The 24,458-nt window shown below is 65.4% G+C and carries 16 protein-coding genes and 1 tRNA gene; 7 read left to right on the forward strand and 10 right to left on the reverse strand.

Annotated elements, in window-relative coordinates:
* The gene (locus ABH939_RS25065) at positions 1-9,312 is read right to left on the reverse strand and encodes a fatty acid synthase subunit beta domain-containing protein (protein ID WP_404650310.1); all 9,312 of its coding nucleotides are present in this window, start codon (positions 9,310-9,312) and stop codon (positions 1-3) included.
* A gap of 419 nt (positions 9,313-9,731) precedes the next feature.
* Between ABH939_RS25065 and ABH939_RS25070 the strand changes: the two genes are divergently transcribed.
* Both ABH939_RS25070 and ABH939_RS25075 read left to right on the forward strand, forming a co-directional pair.
* Positions 9,732-10,448, forward strand: a complete 717-nt coding sequence (locus tag ABH939_RS25070; protein WP_064689267.1) for a hypothetical protein — start codon at positions 9,732-9,734, stop codon at positions 10,446-10,448.
* Between the two features lie 73 nt (positions 10,449-10,521).
* Positions 10,522-10,603 (forward strand) — tRNA-Leu (locus ABH939_RS25075).
* A gap of 59 nt (positions 10,604-10,662) precedes the next feature.
* On the opposite strand, the gene ABH939_RS25080 is transcribed toward ABH939_RS25075, so the two are convergent.
* Positions 10,663-11,382, reverse strand: coding sequence for an aspartate/glutamate racemase family protein (locus ABH939_RS25080; RefSeq protein ID WP_064689268.1), 720 nt, complete (start codon positions 11,380-11,382; stop codon positions 10,663-10,665).
* 258 nt (positions 11,383-11,640) lie between these two features.
* On the opposite strand from ABH939_RS25080, the gene ABH939_RS25085 reads away from it, so the two are divergent.
* Together ABH939_RS25085 and ABH939_RS25090 are read left to right on the forward strand one after the other, a co-directional pair.
* Positions 11,641-12,048: a hypothetical protein gene (locus tag ABH939_RS25085; RefSeq protein ID WP_021333455.1), complete on the forward strand. Its 408-nt coding sequence runs from the start codon at positions 11,641-11,643 to the stop codon at positions 12,046-12,048.
* A complete protein-coding gene (locus tag ABH939_RS25090; protein ID WP_003945334.1) occupies positions 12,045-12,425 on the forward strand; it encodes a DUF3817 domain-containing protein in 381 nt (126 codons plus the stop codon). Before ABH939_RS25085 ends, ABH939_RS25090 begins: the two co-directional genes overlap by 4 nt.
* 62 nt (positions 12,426-12,487) lie before the next feature.
* On the opposite strand, the gene rdgB is transcribed toward ABH939_RS25090, so the two are convergent.
* The 7 genes from rdgB to clpS form a co-directional block, all read right to left on the reverse strand.
* Positions 12,488-13,096 carry an RdgB/HAM1 family non-canonical purine NTP pyrophosphatase gene (gene rdgB / locus ABH939_RS25095; RefSeq protein ID WP_064689269.1) on the reverse strand — a complete coding sequence of 203 codons (609 nt, stop codon included), beginning with the start codon at positions 13,094-13,096 and terminating at the stop codon, positions 12,488-12,490.
* A 3-nt stretch (positions 13,097-13,099) separates the two neighbouring features.
* Positions 13,100-13,885 carry a ribonuclease PH gene (rph, locus tag ABH939_RS25100; protein WP_003945332.1) on the reverse strand — a complete coding sequence of 262 codons (786 nt, stop codon included), beginning with the start codon at positions 13,883-13,885 and terminating at the stop codon, positions 13,100-13,102.
* 52 nt (positions 13,886-13,937) lie between these two features.
* Complete coding sequence (locus tag ABH939_RS25105) at positions 13,938-14,696, reverse strand: cyclic nucleotide-degrading phosphodiesterase (RefSeq protein WP_007733274.1); 759 nt, start codon at positions 14,694-14,696, stop codon at positions 13,938-13,940.
* Positions 14,697-14,793: 97 nt separating this feature from the next.
* On the reverse strand, positions 14,794-15,453 hold the full coding sequence (locus ABH939_RS25110) for a rhomboid family intramembrane serine protease (protein WP_064689271.1): 660 nt from the start codon (positions 15,451-15,453) through the stop codon (positions 14,794-14,796).
* Positions 15,454-15,545: 92 nt separating this feature from the next.
* Positions 15,546-16,613, reverse strand: a complete 1,068-nt coding sequence (locus tag ABH939_RS25115; RefSeq protein WP_064689272.1) for a P1 family peptidase — start codon at positions 16,611-16,613, stop codon at positions 15,546-15,548.
* A complete protein-coding gene (locus tag ABH939_RS25120) occupies positions 16,610-17,200 on the reverse strand; it encodes a DUF2017 domain-containing protein (protein ID WP_042925785.1) in 591 nt (196 codons plus the stop codon). Before ABH939_RS25120 ends, ABH939_RS25115 begins: the two co-directional genes overlap by 4 nt.
* A 56-nt stretch (positions 17,201-17,256) precedes the next feature.
* Entirely contained in the window at positions 17,257-17,568 is a 312-nt protein-coding gene (gene clpS / locus ABH939_RS25125; RefSeq protein ID WP_029255695.1) for an ATP-dependent Clp protease adapter ClpS, read from the reverse strand.
* Positions 17,569-17,689: 121 nt separating this feature from the next.
* On the opposite strand from clpS, the gene ABH939_RS25130 reads away from it, so the two are divergent.
* Genes ABH939_RS25130 through ABH939_RS25140 form a run of 3 tightly spaced genes read left to right on the forward strand, consistent with a single transcriptional unit; the run spans position 17,690 to position 21,732 of the window.
* The gene (locus ABH939_RS25130) at positions 17,690-19,030 is read left to right on the forward strand and encodes a nicotinate phosphoribosyltransferase (RefSeq protein ID WP_030537905.1); all 1,341 of its coding nucleotides are present in this window, start codon (positions 17,690-17,692) and stop codon (positions 19,028-19,030) included.
* The gene (locus tag ABH939_RS25135) at positions 19,027-19,674 is read left to right on the forward strand and encodes a nicotinamidase (RefSeq protein WP_042925786.1); all 648 of its coding nucleotides are present in this window, start codon (positions 19,027-19,029) and stop codon (positions 19,672-19,674) included. Before ABH939_RS25130 ends, ABH939_RS25135 begins: the two co-directional genes overlap by 4 nt.
* Before the next feature lie 9 nt (positions 19,675-19,683).
* Positions 19,684-21,732, forward strand: a complete 2,049-nt coding sequence (locus ABH939_RS25140) for an ATP-dependent DNA helicase (protein WP_064689273.1) — start codon at positions 19,684-19,686, stop codon at positions 21,730-21,732.
* A gap of 68 nt (positions 21,733-21,800) precedes the next feature.
* Here ABH939_RS25140 and glgP read toward each other — a convergent pair whose 3' ends face one another.
* Positions 21,801-24,401: an alpha-glucan family phosphorylase gene (glgP, locus tag ABH939_RS25145; protein ID WP_064075828.1), complete on the reverse strand. Its 2,601-nt coding sequence runs from the start codon at positions 24,399-24,401 to the stop codon at positions 21,801-21,803.
* Positions 24,402-24,458 lie beyond the last annotated feature (57 nt).

Raw genomic sequence — 24,458 nt, forward strand, 5'->3', positions numbered from 1 at the left:
CTACTTGCAGCCGGGCAGATTCGAGCGGTACACCTGGTCTGCGCCGAGTCGTGCGTCCTCGCTCAGCAGCATGTCCGCTTCGAGCTGACGCGACGCCTTGGCCGGCGTTCCGTCGGCACCGAGGCGACGATCCGCCGGGCGCTCGTAGAGGCTGTCGCCACCGCACATCGCCTTCGCGAGGCGACGCTGACCGTCGATCGTCCGCTGCTGGGCCGCAGCAACATAGGCGTCACGCTTGTCGGCCGGAACCGACTCGACGAATGCCTGCGGGTGCACGACTGCGATCAGTCCGGAGACGTGACCGAAGCCGAGGCTGGTCAGCAGGCCCGCGCGCAGCGGAAGATGCTCACCGAACTTGAGCGGCTGACGTGCCCACACGAGGTGCTCGAATTCGGCCATCTTGTCGTCGACGCAGTCGAGGCTGCGGTTCGGCGGGACGATGCCCTGGCTCAGTACCTGGCAGAGCCCGATCAGCTGGAAGGCTGCGGCACCACCCTTGGCGTGACCGGTCAGGCTCTTCTGCGAGACCACGAACATCGGCGCGCCTTCACTGCGTCCCAATGCCCCGGCGAGCCGCTCGTGCAGCTCTGCCTCGTTGGGATCATTGGCGGCAGTGGAGGTGTCGTGCTTGGAGATCACGGCGATGTCGTCGGCGCTCACGCCGAGAGCGTTGAGCGAGAGTGCGAGCTGCGAATCCGCTCCCCCACGTCCGGCGCCCAGTGCTCCGAGTCCCGGTGCCGGGATCGAGGTGTGGACACCGTCGGCGAACGATCCGGCCCAGGCGACCACACCGAGGACGGGAAGACCCATCTCGAGTGCCAGATCACCGCGAGCGAGGAGAATCGTTCCGCCACCGGCCGACTCGACGAATCCGCCGCGGCGACGATCGTTGGCCCGCGAGAAGCGGCGATCCTCGATGCCCTTGGCATGCATGTCCTCGGTCTTGGCAGTGGCCGACATGTCGCCGAAGCCGATGATGCCTTCCGTGCTCAGATCGTCGAACCCGCCGGCAACAACCAACTGCGCCTTGCCGAGTCGGATCTTGTCGACGCCTTCTTCGACGGATACCGCTGCCGTGGCGCAGGCGGCGACGGGGTGAACCATCGCGCCGTAACCGCCGACGTACGACTGAACGACGTGCGCTGCAATGACGTTCGGCAGCGCTTCCTGCAGGATGTCGTTCGGACGGTTCTCGCCGAGCAGCGTGTCGATGTACAGGCTCCTCATGGAGGTCATGCCGCCCATGCCGGTGCCCTGCGTGTTGGCGACCAGGCTCGGGTGTACCCAGCGGAGCAGTTCGCTCGGAGTGAAGCCGCCCGTCAGGAAGGCGTCCACCGTTGCGACGATGTTCCAGAGGCCGACGCGGTCGACCGAATCTGCCATGTCGGCGGGGATGCCCCACTTGGTGACGTCGAAGTTGGTCGGAATCTGACCGCCCACACTACGAGTCAGCTTCATCTTGCGCGGGACGCGGATCTCGGTGCCTGCGCGGCGGGTGACCGTCCAGTCTCCGGACTCGGCGGAAACCGTCGCCGTCGTGTTCTCCGGATCGGATTCGACGAAGGCCTGAGCCTCTGCCTCACTGCCGACCACGAAGCTCAGATCCTTGTCCAGGAACACGGAGGTGAGCAGCGGAGCGGTGTTGTCGATCATCGCGCCCTCGTCGACGTAGCGACGGATGCCGCAACGCTCGACGACTGCGTCGTGGTACTTGTCGGCGATTTCCGCCTCGGGTACCAGGTCACCGGATTCGACGTCGTACCAGCCCGGCTTGGGGTCGTTCTCCCAGACGATGAGTCCGGTGTTCCAAGCCAATTCGAGAACGCCTGCGGCAGAGAGCTGCTCGTCGACCTCCATCTCGAAGCGGGTACGCGAGGAACCGTAGGGTCCGAGCTCTCCGGCACCCACGATGACCACGAGGTCCGCGGGGGTGACGTCCAGTTCGGGCCAGCTCGGAGCCTTGACCGAGTCGTCGATGCGAGCCGGAGCGGGCAGCGCCAGGATGCTGGACTCGTCCACTGCTTCGTCGACAGCTTCGGCGATCTCGGCAACCTCGGCAGCTTCCTTGGCCAAAGCACCCAGATCCAGGTTGGCCTCGGACAGTCCGCCGGTCAGGTCGACCTCGAGCGGAGCCTCGGCAGCAGCGCGCCGCGACTCGCGGGTTGCCGTCTTCAGCAGTTCGGTCGCCATCTCCTGGGTGGACCAGGTGCGGACGCCCGCAGCTTCGACTGCGTCGACGATGGGATCGTTGTGACCCATGAGTCCGGTTCCGCGAACCCAACCGATGACCGCATGTGCCAACGTGACCCGCTCGGCCCAGTTGCGCTCGGCCTTCCAGCGATTGACCACGGCGATCAGCGAAGCCTTGGCCTCACCGTATGCACCGTCGCCGCCGAACGTTCCGCGGTTCGGCGAACCGGGCAGCACCACGTGCAGGTGCGTGTCGACATCGCTGTCGTAACCGATCTTCGACAGACCGCCGATGAGGCGCTCCACCGACCAGAGCAGCACGCGCATTTCCATTTCGGCGCGAGCGCCGGCGTCGGAGAGTTCGCCGCCGACACGGGGAGCTGCGAAGGGGAAGAGCATCGTCGGCGTCATGGCCGGCTTGATGAGCTTCTTTGCGCCGCCTGCGTTCTCGGTGGCCTCGTTGCCGATCCAGTCGATCAGTGCGTCGACGTCGGTGTACGACGCCATGTTCGCGGGAACCACCCAGAGGGCGGCACCGGCGCGAGCATTCTCGCGGTACAGGTCGCGGTAGAAGCCCAGACGCTGACCGTCGAGTCGCGAGGTGGTCACGAATACCGTTGCGCCACCGGCAAGGAGCTTGCCCGTGACCGCTGCCGCGATGGAACCCTTGCTGGCGCCCGTCACTACTGCGACCTCGCCTGCCCACTCGGGTGCGTCGGATTCTGCCGCAGCAGCCGCATCAGCGATGCGGGTGTAGACCTCGGCGAGTGGGGTGCGGCCTTCGTCGGTTGCACGGGTGGCCCACCACTTCGCCTGTGCGGCGACGGTGGAGCCGGCACCGATGAAGTTCTCGACCGACAACGCGGTGTCACCGAGCCAAATGCGAGCGAGATCCTCACGCGCACTTGCCCAGCGGTCGTCGAGCAGCACGGCCTTCTGCGCGTCGAATGCCGGAGCAACCAGACGCGGCCAGTCGGAGCCGAGTTCAGCCGAGACCAGGTCGACCAGTTCGGTGTCCTCGACCGTCGCGACTGCCGTTTCTTCGTTCAGTCCGAGCTGCTCGAGTACCAGGCGTGCGGCCGAGGCCAGAACGCCGTTGCGACCGGTGATGTTCTCGGTGAACTCACCCAGAGCGGCTGCGTCGACGGTTCCGCCGCTTCCGCCGCCGGTAGCCGGCAACGAGACGCTGACTCCACGAGCAGACCCGACCGAGGCAACTGCGCTGTCGATGACTGCGTCCACTGCTGCAGCGTCGGCCAGTGCGCCGGAGCTCAGGCCACCGAGGTCGCCGCCGCGGATGCTGGCGCCGTCACGGGTACCGAGAGCCACTGCTGCGGTGACGTGATGTGCCCAGCCGTCGCCCAGCTCCCAGACCTTCTTGACGCGGTCGGCGATGTAGCCGGGACGCTTGCCCGAGGGGCCGAAGACCTTGCGTAGGTGATCGTTGATCGAATCGGAGAGCACCGGTCCGAACGGCTTGTACGTACGGGCGAGCTTGTCGACGGTTGCCCCCAGGGAGCCCATGTCGGCGTCTGCGGCCCCGTCGATGGCACCGAGGGAGAGCTCGGAGCCGAGGTCGACCAGAAGCTGGTTGCGACGCGAGGAAACGCCGTCGCACAGTGCCTCGATCGTGTCCGCGGGGCCCACCTGATCGGGACGGAGCTTGGTCCACAGGCTGATCAGGACCTTCGTGGCGTCGGGCGCCTTGAAGGTGAGGTCGTCCGGACGCGGTCCACCCGAAGGTGCAGCCGGCGCGGCAGCGGCAACCGGAGCAGCGGCCGCGGCGACCGGAGCAGCCTGCGCGGCAGGCGCTTCGATCTCGTCGTCGTCATCGACAGCGGGGTCGACGTCGGTGCCGTAGACGATCGCAGCTTCGCGCTCGACGTTGAGAACCTCGACCGGGTAGCCGAAGCGGCCCGGCAGCTTGAGGGTCTGCGACGCGAGGTTCGCGACGGTCGGGGCAGCGCCGAGACCGATCTCGACGAAGCGTTCGACCCCGAGCCCTCCTTCGGACTCGTCACCGAAGAGCAGGTCCTGCGTCTCGATCCAACGGACCGGGCTGGCGAACTGCCAAGCCAGCAGCTCGATCAGGATGATGCGGGACAACTCGTGAGTGCGCGTTGCGTAGCTGTCGAAGTCTGCGAGGACTTCCTGCAGCGGCTCGGACGGCACCAAGTCGGCGATTTCCTGAACGAAGTCACGACGCAGCGAGAACGGCTTCGGAACCAGGTTCGGGATGTAGCGGCCGATCAGGATGTCCGGGTCGATGTCGTGCGGGAGCAAGTCCTGCAGGCACACGCGGAAGTCCGCCACGCCACCGCGAAGGACGGTGGAGTGGAACGGCACGTCGATGCCGGGAACCTGGATGTATGCCCGCTTGCCACCGAATTCTGCTCGGCGACGGTCGATTTCGACCTCGAGTGCGTCGAGACCGGCTACCGAACCGGCGATGGCGTACTGGCTGCCGCGCAGGTTCAGGTTGACGATTTCGAGGAACTCACCGGAGGTCTCGGCGACACCGGCGACGAAGCCCTGCACGTCGTCGTCGGAAACACCGATCTGCGACGGGCGAATAGCGGCCATGCGGTAGTCGGAGCGTCCGGCTTCGTCACGGGGAACGAGCTGGTGCATGGCGGAGCCACGCTGGAAGACGACCTCGAGAAGTGCTTCGAGCGGGAAAACCTCGGCGACAGCGGCGAGTGCGTTGTACTCACCGACCGAGTGACCGGCCAGAAGGGAATCCTCGATGAAGGTTCCGGATTCGCGCAGCTCGGCAACCTGGGCAACACCGAGAACGGCCATGGCCACCTGGGTGAACTGAGTCAGGTGCAAGACACCGTCGGGATGCCTGTGCTCGACACCACGGGCCTTGACGGTCACCGGGTTGTCGCGCACGACAGCGAGAATCGAGAATCCGAGTGCCTTACGAGTGTGCTTGTCCGCGCGCTCCCAGACGTCGCGGGCGGCCTTGGAGCGTGCGCGAGCGTCGAGGCCCATGCCCGGGCGCTGAATGCCCTGGCCGGGGAAGGCGTAGACGGTCTTCGGCGCGGCGGTGCGGCCGGTGGCGACCATGACCAGTTCACCGTCGATGCGGCAGCCGACCTCGACGATTTCCGCGCCCTGGTCGATACCGACACGATCGACACGGACGTCGATCTCGGCGCCGGGTCGAACCATCCCGAGGAAGCGAGCTGTCCAGGCGGTCAGGCGGCGCGGCGGGACGCGGGTCTCGCCCGGGTCGACTGCGGTGACTACCTGCTGCGCTGCGGCGGAGAGCCACATGCCGTGCACGATCGGGGTTCCGAGGCCGGCCAGCAGAGCGGCGTTGTCGGAGGTGTGAATCGGGTTGTGGTCACCGGAAACCTGAGCGAACGCGCCCATGCTGACCGGAGCGAGGATCTTCGCGTCACGGCGACGACGCCGCGAGGTGTCGACAGCCGCATCGCTGATCGATCCACCGGCGCGAGCCGGGTCGGCGAGTTCGCCTGCACCGGTGCGTCCGCGGATCGCGAAACGCTCGGTCATGGTGACGACTGCGGGGGCGTCGAGGCCCTCGCCGAGCATGGCACCGACCTCGACCTTGACCTCGACGACACGACCGAGGTCGGTGTCGAGAACCGAGGCGACCTCGGCATTGACCACGAGAATGCTTGTCTCGGAGGGAAGTTCACCGACGAAGTCGACGGTGTGGTCGAGGTGGACCAGGTCGAGCATGCCTTCGATAACGGAAAGACTGTCGAGCTTGGCTGCGCCGAGGACTGCGAACACTGCAGGCCAGCATGCTCCGACGACGACGTCCGGAACAGCCTTGCCGCTGACACTGAGCGTGGCGGGCAGACCCGAACCGGTGACACCGGCGTGATCGGCGATGCGATCGGGAACCCACGCGACGTTGAGGCGAGCCTTGCCGTTCTTGACTGTCGGAAGTTCCTGTCCGGCAGCAACTGCCAGGAGCGCGGACATCGCACCTTCGGCATCGGCTTCGGTGACAACCGGAGCGCCGCCGTCGACGACGGACTCGGGGATCGTGATCGTGATGTCGACGGACTTGCCTGCCACCAACGGAACCGAAAGCAGCACGTGCGAGGAATCGACGACGGTCAGACTGGAACCGGTGGTGCCGTGAACTGCCTTGTCGGCAGACTCTGCACTCCACTCGTCGAGGTCGCCGAGACGACGGACGGGGTTCTGGGTCAGGCGGCCGGCCCACTGGAGGTCAGGAGCCGAGAGAACGGCGTCGAGAAGTCCGGGTGCGGAATCCTGGTGGCGACGGCTCGCGAGTGCAACCGGAGTGGTTCCGGCAGCAACCAATTCGTCGTAGGTCGCCTTCTCGAAGCGATCGAGCAGGTCACCGACCGGCTCGTCGACACGGGTGATGCCGGCGACGGCAACGGTGCCGGGGATGACGCAAACCTGATCGGCGGTGTAGCGGGGGTCGTGTGCCTGCCACAGGGAGTCGCTGCGCCACCAACGACGCACGTCACCGTCGACGACGGGAACGAAGTTGACCGGCTTGCCCGGCGTCTTGCACAACGAGATGAAGAACGAGACGTCTGCGGGATGCAGAACGGTGGTCGAGTAGTCCGGGTACGACGCCTGCAGTGCGCAGATTGCAGCCTCGGGGCGCTCGAGGGTCTCGGCGTCAGCGAACAGCGTGGGGATCGGGCCGCGGTCGACCGGGTGCAGACGCGCCTCGGTGCGCTGGAGCATCTCGCCGAAGCGAGCACGCCAGGTGATGTCGAGCCACGGGCTCGACGTCGCCTCGACGATGGCGTCCTGAAGATCGGCGCCGCAGTCGAATTCCTTCGCCGCGTCGATGCCGACGGTCAGCTCGAGGTAGCGGCGCAGCCACTGTGCGTACGTCATGGTCTCGACGTCGCCGAAGTACGGCTTGGCGGTGACGTCGAGGGCGGCGATGATCTCGTCGCGGCGCTCGGCCACTGCCTCGGAATCGCCGGCAACCTCGTCGAGGAGGCGCCCGGTACGCGAAGCCGCGTTGTCGATCTCGTGGATGTCGGCACCGAGCTGGCTACGGCCGGAGGCCATTCCGCCTTCAGCGGTACCTGCACCGACCCAGTCCGGCGTACCGGGTGTGTCGACGAGGAGCTGCTTGACCTCGGGAGAGGTGGTGGCCTCGAGAGTCGCCATGGCTGCGGTGCCGACAAGGATGCCGTCGACGGGCATGGCCGGGAAACCGGCTGCGGCGGACCAGCGACCGGTCAGGTAATCGGCTGCGCGCTCAGGTGTTCCGATGCCGCCACCGACGCAGATGACCAGGTTCGGGCGTGTACGCAGCTCGGCGTACGTGTCGAGGAGCAGGTCGTCGAGGTCTTCCCACGAGTGGTGTCCGCCGGCGCGGCCGCCTTCGATGTGGACGATGACCGGGAAGTTCGGAACCTCGTTGGCGATGCGGATCACGGAGCGGATCTGCGCCACGGTGCCGGGCTTGAATGCAATGTTGGTGATGCCGATCTCGGACAACTCGTCGATGAGAGCAACAGCCTCTTCGAGTTCCGGGATACCGGCGGTGACGATGACGCCGTCGATGGGAGCACCGGCGGTACGGGCACGCTGCACGAGGCGCTTGCCACCGAGTTGCAGCTTCCACAGGTACGGGTCGAGGAACAGGGAGTTGAACTGGACCGCGCGGCCCGGCTCGAGCAGCATCTTCAGCTCTGCGACACGGTCTTCGAAGATTTCTTCGGTGACCTGCCCGCCACCGGCAAGCTCGGCCCAGTGACCGGCATTGGCTGCCGCGGCAACGATCTTGGCGTCGACCGTCGTCGGCGTCATACCTGCGAGCAGGATGGGTGAACGACCGGTCAGCTTCGTGAACGCGGTCTCGACGCCGATACGGCCGCCGGGAAGCGCAACGGGCTTCGGCGCGAACTCGGACCACGAACGTGAGACCTCAGGTGCTGCACCGGGTGTGAGCAGATTGCGGTGTCCGCCGCGGGTGGCTGCGGCAATGATGCCGATGCCCTGTCCACGCAGCGAAGAGGACGTCATACGGGTCAGCTGATCGCTGGGTCCGAGATCGAGAATCCACTTGGCGCCGGCGGAGATTGCGCCGTCGACAGCCTCGACCCAGTCGACCGGATCGACGAGGACACCCTGCGCAAGTTCGCGCGCACGGTCCGCGTCGAGACCGCAACGGGTCGCCCAGCTGCCGACGAGTTCGACGGCCTCGGTCAATGCGGGGTGATGGAAGCCGATTTCGGTGTCGAGCGGATCGAAGGACGGCGCGAAGACGGAACCGCCACGCTTCTTACCCTCGCGCTCGCGGGCTTCCTCGGCTTCGATCTGCTCGCAACGCTCTTGCACGCGTGCCAGCTGAGCGGGCGGCCCGGCGAGAACGACGCGGCGACGGCCGTTGCGGATGGCGAGGACAGCCGCGCGCTCAGGCGCCACACCCTCGGCAAGCTCGGCGACGATGGCCGCGAGACGCTCGGGATCGACGCCCGAGACCGCAACCATCGGCTTCGCGGAGGCGCCGGCGATGACGCCGCGGCGACGGCCGACCAAGCTGGCAGCAGCACCGACGAGCTGTGCGACGGCGAGGAGTTCACCGTCGTCGTTGCCCTGCGCGGCTACGGCAGCCGTGGCCAGAAGGCCCTGCGAGTGGCCGATGACGGCAGCCGGCGGGTTACCGGCTACATCCAGACCCTGAGCGGAGAGTGCACGCAACGCCGCAAGCTGCGTGAGGAAGACGCCGGGGAGTGACACCGGAGCTGCGGTGAGCGCGGCAGCGGAAGGCCCGGCCGACTTCTCACCTTCTTCTTCGTCGACGATCTCGGCTTCGAGCATCCACGCGATCGGATCGAATCCGACCGGGCGAACCACGAGGAGATCCTGCGCGACGGGCGCGAGGCGTGCTGCTGCGTCGTTGACCAGATCGGTCAGAACGGGCTCCAGGCCGTTGTCACGGCTGAGCTCCTCGAGCGAGGTGAGCCAGGGAGCGCCCTGTCCACCGAAAGCGATTGCGTAGGAAACGCCGTTGTTCAGCGAATCGACGAGGGCACCTTTGCTGGTCGTGCGGGACTGTCCCCCATCGACGCCGAAACGGCGTCCACCCTTCGAGTCGCGTCCGTTTCCTGTAGGTGTCGTGTCATCGATCGTCACGCGTACGTCCTCTCCTGGTCACCTCTGCGGCGAGGTGGGATTTGCGGTGTGCTGCCCGGCTGAAGTGCTCGCGAATTCGTCGAGAGAATCGACGGAGTCAGGGCGTTCGTGCAAGACAAGGTTTACACAGAATCATGAGGATTTCCTCACGTTTGTCGGCACCCTGGAAATCTGGACTTTCGGGGCCGTGATCTTCCTCACGAGACTTCGAGAAAGTGACTCGCGAGTAGGTCGCGAACGCCCTGCCTGGGACTGTTACCGGGATTTTCAGAAACCTGAGGAACCCCTCATATTTATTGTTACCAATTCGTGACCTCCTTGACGGACGGTCGATCCCGTGCGTTCCGGGCCACAATCTGTCGGACCCCCTCGCTACGTTCAGCGCGTCCACACCGGACAACTTCTCGGGGGGAGAAATCATGAAAGACACAGACGTAGTCAGAGCGGCCGAATTCATCGGCGCCGAGCTTCCGCGCGAGGCGTGGCCGCATTGGAATCAGGGATGGCCGCGCGAGTCCGAAGCCGCCCTTCTCGATGCGATCTTCTCGTCGCGCGCCGCCTATGGAACACCGAAGACCGGAGTCCGCGCCGTCGTCGACCGTTGGCGCACACACCGCTCGGTAGCCGCCGACGATCGCCTCGACAGCTTGCCCGCTCTCGCCGCCTTCACCGACCGTGGCGACGAGCTCGCAACGATTCTCGGCAATCGCCAGCGCGTGCCGGGCAACTACTTCACCAAAGCCGAAGGCGCGGCTCGTGCGGCCAAGGCGCTCGCCGACGCCGGTTGCCGGTGCGGTGCCGACGTCGAGGACACCGAAGGCCTCCGTTCGGCAGTCGTCTCCGTTCCAGGCCTCGGCCCCAGGACCTTCGAGACACTGATGTTCCTGTCCGGGAGGTTGACGGTAACTTCGATCGACCTGCTTGCACGGTTCGCCACCGAAGCAAGCAGTAGCGAGAAATTGTTGTCCAGCACCGACGCAGCCGAGTTGCTCGTTGCGGTTGCCGAACATCTCGATGTCGATGTTCGGACACTCACCCACGCTGCGTGGCGGTATCAACGCACGGCCGAGCAACCTCGCCGATCGAAGAAATCCACCATGCCGCCCGCAGCGGATCCACTCGCCGAAACGGCCTGAGAGCGGGCGGGCGCATCCCGACCAGGGTGGTGTGCCCGCGAGCGATTCCACTCGCGTATCCTTTGAATTCCGCGCGCGAGTGGCGGAATTGGCAGACGCGCTGGATTTAGGTTCCAGTGTCTCAGGACGTGGGGGTTCAAGTCCCCCCTCGCGCACAACGAAGAGCCCCGCCGGATCTGATCCGGCGGGGCTTTTTCGGTTCTCGTGAGCAAGGTCAGCGCTTTCGATCCTTGACCGGTGGAGTCATGTACGTCGTCCGACTCGGTGTCAGCCCCAGACGGACCGAGCTCTCCAACCATGTGATCGCCGCTGCCGTCGGGTCCACAACCGGAACATGAATCCCTTTGCCATGCAGCCTGTCTCGGACTGCGGCGGTCACACCGAGCATGCCGGTGCAACCGAGAACGACGGAGTCGGCGTCACCGTTCTCCACTGCCGTAGACGCCTGTGCGGCCAGTCGATCGATCAGTTCCTCCCGATCGGTGAGGCCCAGCACCGGCATGTCCACGACTCGAATACTGCCCAGCCGACTATCGAGTCCATACCGCCGAGTGAGCGATCGGAGCATCGGCACGACATTCGGCAGGATGGTCACGACACCGACGCGATCGCCCAGACTCATCGCTGTCAGAAATGACGGCTCGAAGCCGCCGACCACCGGAGCGTCGATGACCTCTCGGGCGGCATGCACTCCGGGATCGGCGAAACACGTGATGAACACACCGTCGACGCCGTCGGCTGCCGCCTCCTCGACCCGCTGCACGATCCCGGGGCCGGCAAGTGCCTCGTCGTACTCGGACTCGATGCTCGCCGTGCCAGAGAGCAGTGACACGACGTCGACCGTCGTACCGGGCGCCGCCCAGTGCTCCACCTCGGCTGTCACCGCCGGAGTCAGTGTGGTGTCGATGACCGGGCGAATCACTCTGATGTGCATGAAACACTCCCCTGCTTTCGGATACGCGCCGAGGTTATCGATGCAGCACAGCCGGGAGAATGTGTTCAGTGCCCTGGCGTTGCGGGTGAGGATGGGCATAGCGCACAGGTGCTGCGGGACGGCCTCTACGACACGCCGTGGCACGGCTCCTACGACACGCCGTGGCACGGCTCCTACGACACGCCGTGGCACGGCTTCTACGACACCGTGTCGGAGATCGCAGGGCGAGGCACTATAGCTCTCAGGTACCGTCTTAGTGTGTCCAAGAACGCTACTAAACGCCGACCTGCGCTGATTCTGCTGGTCATCGTGTCAGCTGCCGGCTGCCTCGCGCTCGGCTGGTGGCAGTGGGAGCGCTTCGAAGCCGTCGGAGGCTCGGGACAGAATCTCGGGTACGCGTTCCAGTGGCCGCTGTTCGCGGCGTTTGTCGTGTACGCGTACCGCAAGTTCGTTCAGCTCGAAGACGTGGACCCCGAAGAGGCCGAAGCCGAGGAAGCCGCCGCGGAGCCGCGTGAGATTCCCGCCGACCTCTTGCCGCAACGCCCGCAGGCCGAGTTCGACGATGTGAACCTCGACGTCGACGACCCTGAAGCCCGCCAAATGCTGGAATACAACGACTACCTTGCGCAGCTCGCCGCTCGCGAGTCCGATAGGAGCACGACGTGAGTACCGGTTCGGAAGCGAGCATCGCTACCCCCGCAGTCAACGCAGAAAAGCAGAAGAAGGTTGCGTCGGCGCTGGTCCGATACCGCGTTCTCGCCTGGATCACCGGCCTCTGGCTGCTGTTCCTGACCGGTGAGATGGTCTACAAGTACCTGATTCTCGACAATTCGGCGGACGCACCGTCGTGGTTGTTCTACATCGGCCAGATCCACGGCCTGTTCTACATGCTCTATCTCGTATTCACGATCGACTTGGCGATCAAGGCCCGGTGGAAGCCCGGTACGACGGTTGCCACCGCGCTCGCCGGCACGATCCCGTTCCTGTCGTTCGTGTTCGAGCACAAGCGGACTGCCCAGGTGAAGCAGGCTTATCAGCTCTGAGAGTTCCAAAAAGTAGAGCCCTGAACGCAGACGCGTTCAGGGCTCTACTTTTCGGATTCGGTTCAGCCGGCCAGCGCCGCCAGAGCCGGAACGAGCTGCACGAGCGCGCGCCCTCGATGTGACGCCGCATCCTTCTCGGCCGGGGTGAGTTCTGCGGCCGAGCGGGTGTCGCCGTCCGGACGGAAGATGGGGTCGTATCCGAAGCCCCCGTCGCCGGCTGGTTCTCGGCCGATCACCCCGCGCCATTCGCCGCGCACGACGGTCTCGTCGCCGCCGGGGATCACCAGTGCACAGGCGGAGACGAATGCCGCGCCTCGACGCTCGTCCGGCACGTCTCCCAGCTGAGCCAGGACCAGAGCCGTGTTGGCGCCGTCGTTTCCGTGAGTACCCGACCACCGCGCGGACAGCACACCCGGCATACCGTTGAGTGCGTCGATCTCGACACCGGAATCGTCTGCGATGCAGGGCATTCCGGTTGCAGCTGCTCCGTCACGCGCTTTGGCGAGCGCATTCTCCTCGAACGTCGCTCCGGTCTCGGGGGCTTCGGCGAACGGCGGGACCTCGTCGAGCCCGACCAATTCGATTCCGTTCACTCCAGCGGCGTCGAGCACCCGGTGAAGTTCCTTCAGTTTCTTGGCATTTCGGCTGGCAACCAGTACTCGTACGCTCACAGCTCAGGCACCGAACTTCTTCTTGGGTTCCGGATTCTTCGGTTCGGGTAGCACCCCGGGATACGGCTCGGCCAACGCTTGACGCTGGATCTCGAAAAGTTGCTCACAACCAGCCAGAGCGGAGTCGAGCAGCTTGTCCAGCGTCGAGCGTGGGAAGGTGGCGCCCTCACCGGTTCCCTGAATTTCCACCAGCGTGCCGGTATCGGTGGCCACGACATTCATGTCTACCTCGGCACGCGAATCCTCTTCGTACGGAAGATCGAGGCGCACTCGTCCGTCCACGACGCCGACGCTGACGGCCGCTATGCCACACGAGATGGGCTGAGGGTCGGATAGCAGGTCGGCTGCGCGCAGGTACGTCACGGCGTCGACCAGGGCCACGTATGCCCCCGTCACTGCCGCGGTGCGAGTGCCACCGTCGGCTTGGAGGACATCACAGTCGAGGGCGATGGTGTTCTCACCGATTGCCGCGAGATCGATGCACGCTCGAAGTGATCGGCCGATGAGTCGACTGATCTCCTGCGTGCGGCCGCCGACCTTGCCCTTGACCGATTCGCGGCCACTGCGTGTGTGCGTGGCGGCGGGAAGCATCGCGTATTCGGCTGTCAGCCAACCCAAGCCGGAGCCCTTGCGCCAGCGGGGTACACCCTCTTCGACGCTGGCCGTGCACATGACGCGAGTGTTCCCGAACTCGACCAGAACGGATCCGGCCGGGTGACTGGTGAACCCGCGGGTGATCTTGACCGTGCGGAGCTCGTCGTCCGCCCTACCGTCTTCTCGTGTAGTCACCTTCGTGAGCCTAGCGGTCGCCCGGTGAGCGCTGCACCGAATGTGAGGGGAATCAGATGTCGTAGACACTTCCGGCGGAGACGGCATGGACCGGTCCGGAGAATTCGGATTTCGCTTCGGCGATCACGTCTTCACGCGATGTCCACGGCGGGATGTGCGTGAGGAGAAGTTCCTTGACGCCGGCGAGCGCAGCCACACGGCCGGCTTCCTTACCGGAGAGGTGAACTCCCTCGGGGCGATCCGGACTGTCGGTCCACGACGCTTCGGAGAGCAACACGTCTGCACCACGCGCGAGTTCGACGACGTTGTCGCACATACCGGTGTCGCCTGTATAGACGAGGACGCGGCCGTCGGCGCCGGTGATCCGGAAACCGTAAGCCTCGGGTGGATGATTCATCCGGCGGGCGACGACGCTCAGTTCACCGAACGTCACCGGCTCGTTCTCGGCCCAGAGCCGGACGTCGATGGTGTCGGAGATGTCGTCCATCTCGCCGGCGCACTCGGCGGAGGACACTCCGATGCGGCACGCGGTGTCGGTGGGGCCGTAAACCAGAGCACGGCCGACCGGCGGGTTGGGGTGATAGCGACGCCAGACGAGCAGGCCGGGCATGTCGAGACAGTGGTCCGCATGAAGGTGCGAAAGCAGGATCGTCACCTCGCCCGGATCGGCGTATCGCTGCAACGCCCCAAGAACTCCCGGGCCGAAGTCGATCACGAGCGGCGGAGTTCCCGGTGCCGTGAGCAGGTATCCCGAAGCCGGTGAATCCGGACCCGTGACGCTGCCGGAACACCCCAGGACGGTCATGCGCATACCGGTCATGCTGCCACGTCTACCCGTCTGGGAAAAAGCTCTTGGTGGTTTTGGCGCGTCGAAGTCACACCGCAGTGAGGGTGTGACCCACGTCCGTTCAGAAACTCGGTGGTCGAACGGCCGGCGCCGACCCGGCGCGCTTGGCCCTCTCCCCCGACGTGAGCGCCCAGGCGGCCACCACGCCGCCGATCGCTCCGAACAGATGTCCTTGCCAGGAAACCCGTGGATCGCTCGGCAGAACGCCCCACAGCACTCCGCCGTACACGACGAAGACGGCAACGCCGATCAGGATCTGTGTGAAGCTCCGCGTGAAGAACCCGCGCACCAACAGGTAGGTGACCCAGCCGAAGATCAGCACGGACGCACCGACGTGATTCGAGTTCGAGCCGGCGAACAACCAGGTCCCGACGCCGCCGATCACCCAGATGATGCCGGTCGCCGCGAGTCCTCGCGCAATTCCCGACACCAGCACGAGGTATCCGAGGATCAGCACCGGAATGGTGTTGGCGATCAGATGACCCCAGTCGTCGTGCAGCACCGGGGCGAACAGGATTCCCCACAGGCCGTCGAGCGTGCGCGGGGTGACGCCGGCGTTCTGGACATTCTGACCGGAGATGACATCCACGATCTCGATCACGTAGAGCAGGATCGCGAAGCCGCCCACCAACACGGCCGACTGCTTCCACACCGAGGGCGGACCGGATTTCAGTGCCGGCGTCCGGGTGCCGAAGTCCGGACTGTTGAAATCCATCGTCATCGTGTGCGTCCTCCACCGTCGATCCGGTCTTCTGATCCGGTCACTCGCGACCAGGCTCAATTCGAGATTACCGCCGATTCCAGGAGTGCTGCCTAGAGAAATGCGGACGGGAAGAGTTCGCGGTAGCTCGGGATTCCGGCTACCGACGTGGCGTCGAGAATCGCTGTGACGATCGCACGTTCGACCACCCGGGCCGAAGCCGCGCACACCGCGTCGAGTATCGGCAGATCGTTCGGGAAAGCGTCCGGAACCGTGATCTCCGAATTCGGAGTGTGATCACCGGTGGCGAGCGCAAAGATCGTGTCGCCGTCGAGCGGCGAATGTGCGGGCCGAATCGCTCGGGCCAGGCCGTCATGACCTGCGACGGCGACGCGTCGGCACCCGGCTTTCGTCAAGGCGGCGTCAGTGGCGACCACACCGATCGTGGTGTTGAGGACGGTTCCCTTGGCTGCAACGGCGTTGGCCGCCGCGAGTTCGGACGCGTCGGGGAGCCTGAGGCCGAACGACTCCGCGCCGTCCGAGCCGACGCCCCACGGCAGGCCTGTTCTGGGGTCGAAGACCGAACCCACCGGATTCGCCACGATCAAGGCGGAGACCGTCGCCCCCTCGGCGGGGCCGTCGACGATCACGACGCTGGCCGTTCCCACCCCACCCTTGAGCGCCCCGGCTCTGGCACCTACCCCCGCGCCGACCGTGCCGGTGGCGAATTCGCGCGAAGCAGTGTCGGCAGCGAGGAATCCGAAATCGCCGGTCGGACGAACGGTCCAGTCCCCCACCGGCAGATCGAAGATCACGGCGCCGGGCACGATCGGTACCACCTGGCCGGGAGCGCCCATCGCGATCCCGTGATCGTGTTCCTCGAGCCAGCGCATCACTCCGTCGGCCGCGGCAAGTCCGTAGGCACTACCGCCGGTCAACAGCACGGCATTGACCTGCTGGACCGAATGGCTCGGGTCGAGCAGATCGGTCTCGCGGGTACCCGGACCGCCGCCCCGGACGTCGACTCCGGCGACCACACCGGCCGACGCGAGCACGACCGTGCAGCCGGTGGCTGCGCCGCTTCCGAGAGTGGCTCCCTCGTCGAGCTTGTGGTGATGACCGACGGCGAGGCCGGCGACATCTGTCAGTGAATCAGTGGGCCCGGTCCGCGTTGTGGTCATGGCATGAGCGCCTGGACGAGGGAGTCCTGCATCCACGTCAACCAGTGATAGACGTCGAGATGCGGGGCTCGCGGGTCGTCGGGTTCGAGGCTCTCCGGGGTGTCGGCGTCGATGCCGAGATTGGTTCCGAGCGCGAGACGGACGTCGTTGAGCGAGGACAGCCAGGCGTCGGCCTGTTCCTGCGTGAGAACGACCTTGCCGCCGGCCTCCGGAAGCGAAGCCAACAACATGCGAGCGGACTCACGCTTGGCGTCGATGATCTCGGGTTCGTGCAAACTGCGCAGCGCGCCGTTGACATTGGCGCCGGCGTCGTCGAGATCGTCACTGTCCGGAGCGACCTTGTCCGGATCGGTGCGCTGGAAGTCGGGAAGCAAACGCGCCAACACCGGATTGTCGGGCGGCTCCGAATTTCCGGTACGAAGACCCGTCAGCGCGGCGAGCTCGTCTTGCGGCGCCGAAGACGCGCGCTCGTCGAGAAGCCCGGTCACCGACTCCACGAGCGAGCGCAGAACCGCCGCCTCGTGGCCGTCCATCTCGGATTTGAACTTCACTCCGCCGAGTGAACTCTTCCTACTCCACGTCCGCACGCGTCGGACTCCCGTCTACGAGTTAGGCGAACAAATCGGTCGAAAAAGTGCTTTTCTCAGGTGTCGTCGCGTTGCATCGTGGCCCAGAGACCGGCAGCGTGGAGGCGACGAACATCGGCCTCCATCTTGTCGCGCGAACCGCTCGAGACCACGGCCTTGCCCTCCGAATGGACCTGCATCATCAGGTCGGTGGCCTTGGCTTTGCTGTAGCCGAACAACTTCTGGAACACGTAAGTCACGTAATGCATGAGATTGACCGGGTCGTCCCAGACGATGGTCACCCAGGGCCGATCTGCGGCTTCGATGGTCGCAACAGCCTCCGACTGCTCGGGCGTGGCTTGAGGAGAAGAAGCCGTAGCGCCTCTCATCGTTACGTTCGCCGAGTAAGTGCCGGACACGGTCGCGCCGCCGAAAACCATGTATCCAGGGTACGGCGCGACGAGAGGCGACAACACCCACCCACGTCGTCTCGCGCATAGAGTTGTGTGCGTGCCTACGCAAATTTCCGACATCCGCGACGCCGGTGCCAGCACCGCACTGCTCACCGATCAGTACGAACTGACCATGCTCTCGGCGGCTCTCGCCGACGGATCTGCCTTCCGCAACTGCAGTTTCGAGGTATTTGCACGGCGGCTGCCAGACGGTCGTCGCTACGGCGTCGTCGCCGGTACCGAGCGCCTTCTCGACGCACTCGAGCAGTTCCGGTTCGGTGAACCGGAACTGGCGATCGTTGCAAAATTTCTCGACGACACGACCGTCGAGTGGCTGCGCAACTATCGATTCTCCGGTGACATCGACGGCTACCGCGAGGGAGATTTCTACTTCCCCGGATCACCGATCCTCTCGGTCCGCGGAACGTTCGCCGAGTGCGTCATCCTCGAAACCTTGATTCTCTCGATCCTCAACCACGACAGCGCGATCGCTTCGGCCGCAGCCCGCATGGTGAGCGCAGCGGGCGGTCGACGGATGATCGAGATGGGCTCGCGTCGTACACACGAACAGGCCGCCGTCGCCGCTTCACGTGCCGCGTATCTCGCCGGCTTCGACGCCACCTCCAACCTCGAAGCCGCGCGGCGTCACGACGTACCCAGTGCAGGTACCAGCGCGCACGCCTTCACTCTCCTGCACACCACCGAAGACGGTCCGGACGAGGCAGCGGCATTCCGCGGTCAGGTCGCGGCACTCGGCGTATCCACCACGTTGCTCGTCGATACCTACGACATCACCGAGGGTGTGAAAACGGCTGTCGCCGTTGCCGGTCCCGAGCTGGGCGGGGTTCGCATCGACTCCGGCGATCTCGGCGTTCTTGCTCGTCAGGTACGCCAACAACTCGACGATCTCGGTGCTACCAAAACACGCATCGTCGTCTCCGGCGACCTGGACGAGTACGCGATCGCGGCTCTGCGCGCCGAACCCGTCGACTCGTACGGCGTCGGCACTTCCCTGGTCACCGGATCAGGCGCCCCCACCGCCGGCATGGTCTACAAACTTGTCGAGGTCGACGGAATCGCGGTCGAGAAGAGAAGCACCAACAAGGCATCTCGCGGCGGCGCAAAGAAGGCACTGCGCGTAGTACGTCCGACCGGAACGATCGTCGAAGAAGTCATCTACCCCGCCGGATCACCGTCACCTGTCTCCGAGGCGGACGGCGCGACCGAACTGCTGATCCCGCTGGTTCGCGAAGGCAAGGTCGTCGACAGCGCGCCGACGCTCGAAGAGAGCAGAGCAGTTCTGAAGGCAGGGCTCGTGAGCCTGCCGTGGGAAGGCCTCAAACTCTCGCGCGGAGACTCGGCTGTGCCCGTTCGATTCACCGGAGGTGAGCACCAGTGAGTGCAAAAGCACTGATAATTGTCGACGTTCAGAACGATTTCTGTGAAGGTGGCGCTCTCGCGGTCGACGGCGGCGCTGCGGTTGCGGGAGCCGTCAACGATTTCGTCAACTCCCACGAGTACGACGCCGTAGTCGCGACTCGCGATTTCCACATCGACCCTGGGGCGCACTTCTCCGAGAATCCCGACTTCATCGACAGCTGGCCGGTTCACTGCGTCGTCGGGACAGCCGGCGCCGAGTTCCATCCGGCGTTCGACGCTTCCGTCGCCGGGTCGGCGATCTTCTCCAAGGGCGCCTACAGCGCGGCCTACTCCGGTTTCGAAGGAGCAGCCGAGGACGGCACGACGCTCGAGGACTGGCTCCGCGCCCACGAGATCACCGACGTCGACGTGATCGGAATTGCCACGGATCACTGTGTCAAGGCCACGGCCGTCGATGCCGCGCGCGCGGGGTTCGCCACGACTGTCCTTCTCCCCTTCACCGCTGGTGTGTCGACCGCCACGATCGAGTCGGCATTGGTGCAGATGCGGGAGGCGGGAGTGCAGCTGATCGGGCGAGACGAGGCCTCGTCGGAAGAAGACTCGAATGCCGGGGAACTACCCCGGGAATCATCCGTGGACGTTTCTGACGTAGGGATCCATTAACCTTCGTGGGTGGCCGATCAACTCCCGAACGTTCCCGAACTGCTCCAGACAGCGGTGCGGTCGCTCGGCGGTGCCGAACGAACCAGTCAGCTGACGATGGCGTCCGCCGTGGCGCACTCGATCGACACCGGCGAGCATCTGGCCGTCCAGGCCGGCACCGGTACCGGTAAGTCGCTCGCCTACCTCGTTCCGAGCCTGCGCCACGCGGTCGAATCGGGACGCACCGTGGTCGTGTCCACCGCCACCATCGCGCTGCAGCGTCAGCTCGTCGACCGAGATCTGCCTCGACTCGCCGATGCCCTGAAAAAGCCACTCGGCCGACGCGCAGAGTTCGCAATCCTCAAGGGCCGCAACAACTACCTGTGCATGAACAAGATCCATACCGGCGCGTCCGAGCAGCCACCCGAGGACGAGTTGTTCGATCCGTTCACGGTCTCGCGTCTCGGCCGGGAGGTCGTCCGCCTCACCGAATGGTCCTCAGACACCGAAACCGGTGATCGGGACGAATTGGTGCCGGGCGTATCCGATCACGCGTGGCGGCAGGTCAGTGTCACCTCCCGCGAATGCATCGGTAAGAACCAGTGCCCGGTCGGTGAGGACTGCTTCGCCGAGCGCGCCCGAGTCGAGGCGTCGAAGGCCGACGTAGTGGTCACCAACCACGCACTGCTCGCGATCGACGCCATCACCGGCATCCAGATCCTGCCTGACCACGACGTCGTGGTGATCGACGAGGCCCACGAGTTGGTCGACCGCGTCACCGGCGTCGCCACGGCCGATCTCACTGCCGCCTCGATCAGTGCCGCGGCCCGGCGTTGCGGCAAGATCGCCGAAGAGCAGGATGCCGATCGCCTCGAAGCTGCCGGCGAGGGGTGGGCTGGACTCCTCGAGGAATTGCGCCCAGGTCGCTGGGAAGGCCTCCCGGACGGGGCGGCACCCGCACTGGCTGCGATCCGCGACGCGGCCTGGTCGCTGCGCACCGCTATCGGTCCGGCCAAACCGGGAATGGCTGCTGCAGATCCCGAAGCCGCTGCGGCCCGCAACGCCGCACTCTCGTCCGTCGACGACGTCCACGACAGTGCCGTGCGTATTCTCACTGCTTTCGACGAACCCGACCCGGCCAAGCGCAAGGACGTCGTCTGGCTGTCCTCGGACGAGTTCCGCGGATCGGTGCGGCGCTCCGTCCGGATGGCTCCGCTCTCGGTCGGCGGATTGCTGCGCTCGCGACTGTTCGCCGAATCCACCGTCGTTCTCACTTCCGCGACACTGACCGTCGGCGGATCGTTCGACGGTCTCGCCGTCAACTGGGGTCTTCCTGCGGAGTCGTCCGCGCGCCCCGACTCGGGTACCGCCATCGGCACCGAAGCACCTTCTGACGCTTCGGCTTTCCGCTGGAACTCACTCGACGTCGGGTCGCCCTTCGACCATGCAAAGGCCGGCATCATCTACATTGCCCGCCACCTGCCCACGCCCGGCCGCGACGGCCTCTCCCCGGTCTATCTCGACGAGATCGCCGAACTCGTCGAGGCTGCGGGCGGACGCACCCTCGGCCTGTTCTCTTCGATGCGCGCCGCCAAAGCCGCCTCGGAGGCGATGCGTGAACGCCTCGACACCCCCATCCTGTGCCAGGGCGACGACGCCACCGGCACCCTCGTCAAGGCCTTCGCCAAGGACGAACCCACGTCACTGTTCGGCACGTTGTCCCTGTGGCAGGGCGTCGATGTTCCGGGTCCGTCACTGAGCCTCGTCATATTGGACCGGATTCCGTTCCCGCGCCCGGACGATCCACTGTTGATGGCTCGCCAGCAGGCTATCGAATCCCATGGCGGTAACGGCTTTCTCAGCGTCTCGGCCAATCACGCGGCGCTGCTCCTGGCACAGGGCGTGGGTCGCCTGCTTCGAAGCACCGACGACAAGGGCGTGGTGGCCGTGCTCGACCCGCGTCTGGCCACGGCGAGATACGCGGGTTACCTTCGCGCATCACTGCCTCCGTTCTGGGAGACGACCAACCCCGAAGTCGTCCGCAAGGCACTCACCCGCATCCGCGACTCACGTCCCTGACCCAGTTCTCACGCGGGCACAATTCTGCCCCGGTACCGACCGAACGGACCGGGGCAGAATGTATTACGTCAGACGCTCGGAGTGGTCACCAACCCGAGTTCGGAGGCATCGACCAACAACCGGTGATGCGGCAACACCCGCACGGTGTAACCCACGGAGCCGGAGACCGGAAGCGCAGCCTCGGCTTCGAAGATCTCGGCTCCGTCCTCGGTTCCGAAATGTGTCATCGGGAACGTCACCACGTCGGTGAGTTCCTCGCCTGGGCTGACGCGTCCCAGGACTGCCTGAACCTCCACATCCGAGACCGACAAGCCGCCGAGGCGGACCTTGGCTTTCAAAGAGATGGTCGCACCGATCTCCGGAGTGTCCGGCAAGCCGGAACCGTCCACCTGCTCGACGGCGACCGACGGCCACTGCGACTCGATACGGCGACGGAACTCGGCCACCTCACGCGCGCCGGCAAAATCGTCCGCCACTACCGCTCGAGCTGATTCCGCCGAAGGGGCGTAGTAGTCGACGGCGTAGTCACGAACCATGCGTGATGCCAACACCTTCGGGCCCAGATTCTCGAGGGTGTGGCGAACCCTCTCGACCCAGCGCGTCGGCAGATCGGCTGCATCACGGTCGTAGAACGTCGGCAGTACCGCGTGCTCGAGAAGTTCGTAGAGGGCGCTGGCTTCCAGATCGTCACGCCGCACGTCGTCGAGAACACCGTCGGCCGTCGGAATGGCCCACCCGTTCTCGCCGTCGTACATCTCGTCCCACCATCCGTCGCGAATGGAGAGGTTGAGGCCGCCGTTGAGCGCGGATTTCATGCCGGAAGTACCGCACGCCTCGAGTGGGCGAAGCGGGTTGTTGAGCCACACGTCGCAGCCCCAGTACAAGTAGCGGGCCATCGACATGTCGTAATCAGGCAGGAAGACGATGCGGTGACGCACATCCGCTTCGTCGGCGAACCGCACGACCTGCTGGATGAGTGCCTTACCGCCGTCGTCGGCGGGGTGCGACTTGCCGGCCACCACCAACTGCACCGGACGTTTCTCGTCAAGCAACATCGCACGCAGACGCTCGGGATCACGCAGCATCAGCGTCAACCGCTTGTACGTCGGAACGCGCCTCGCGAATCCGACTGTCAAGACGTTGGGATCGAATACTCCAGTGGTCCAGCCGAGTTCGGCCTCGGTCGCGCCGCGTTCGAGCCAGGACGCTCGGACGCGACGACGAACTTCGTCGACCAACTTGCCGCGCAACGCATTACGTGTTTCCCACAGTTCGGTTGCCGACAACTCGTGCAGGCGCTCCCACCCGCGTGCTTCTTCGAGTTGCTCCTGACCGACGATCCGCCTGGCCACGTCCATCCACTCCGGCGCCGCCCACGTCGGCGCGTGAACACCGTTGGTGACCGAACCGATCGGCACCTCGTCGGCGTCGAAGCCCGGCCAGAGACCGTTGAACATGTCGCGGCTGACGATGCCGTGCAACTTCGAGACGCCGTTGGCTCGCTGGCCCAGGCGAAGACCCATGTGCGCCATGTTGAAGATCGAAGGATCGGCTTCACGCCCCATCCCGACGATGCGGTCGACGGTCAGGCCGGGAAGCAAACTCGATTCGTTCTCGCCGTTCGCTCCGCCGAAGTAGTGACGGACCAGATCCGCCGGGAAGCGGTCGATTCCGGCGGGAACCGGAGTGTGCGTCGTGAAGACCGTTCCGGCACGGACCGCGGCCAGAGCCGAATCGAAGTCCAGACCGCTGGTGGTGACAAGTTCCCGAATCCGTTCGATGCCGAGGAATCCGGCATGCCCCTCGTTCATGTGGAACACCTCGGGATCGGGCAATCCGTACGCCGCGGTGTAGGCGCGCACCGCGCGGACGCCGCCGATACCCGCGAGGATCTCCTGCTTGATGCGGTGATCCTGGTCCCCGCCGTAGAGACGGTCCGTGACGCCGCGCAGATCCGCGTCGTTCTCGGCGATGTCGGAATCGAGCAGCAGCAACGGCACTCGTCCGACCTGAGCGATCCACACTCGCGCACGCAGCACCCGGCCACCGGGCATGGCGACGTGAATGACGACCGGCGATCCGTCTTCGGAAGCCGGGCCTGCGTCCGTCAGCAAACGAAGAGGCAACCCTTGAGGGTCGTGCGGCGGGTAGTGCTCGGCCTGCCAACCGTCGGCGGTCAGCGACTGGCGGAAGTAGCCGGATCGGTAGAGCAGTCCGACGCCGATGAGCGGCAGCCCGAGGTCGGACGCGGCCTTGAGGTGATCGCCCGCCAGGATGCCCAATCCACCGGAGTAGTTGGGCAGAACTTCGCTGACTCCGAACTCCATGGAGAAGTACGCAATTCCGCCGGCTAACGATGTGCCCTTGGCCTGCTGGGACTGATACCAACGCGGGGTGCTCAGATAAGCATCGAGATCGGCTGCTGCAGTGTCGAGGTCACCGAGAAATGCCTCGTCACTGCTGAGTTCGTCGAGACGGGTGGGGTCGACTTCCCCGAGCATGCGGACCGGATCGAACTGGACTGCTTGCCAGAGTTCGGGGTCGAGTCGCGAGAACAGATCCTGTGTCTCGGGATGCCACGACCACCGAAGGTTGGTGGACAGGGGGCCGAGCGCGGCGAGGCGCTCCGGAAGGTGGGCTCGGACAGTGAACCGACGCAAGGCTTTCACCCCGCGAACCCTAGTCGAGTTCCTTGCACTCTGTCCGGTGGAACCGAACGCCCGAGC

It is taken from the genome of Rhodococcus sp. 27YEA6, from assembly GCF_044908235.1.
Taxonomy (GTDB): domain Bacteria; phylum Actinomycetota; class Actinomycetes; order Mycobacteriales; family Mycobacteriaceae; genus Rhodococcus_F; species Rhodococcus_F qingshengii.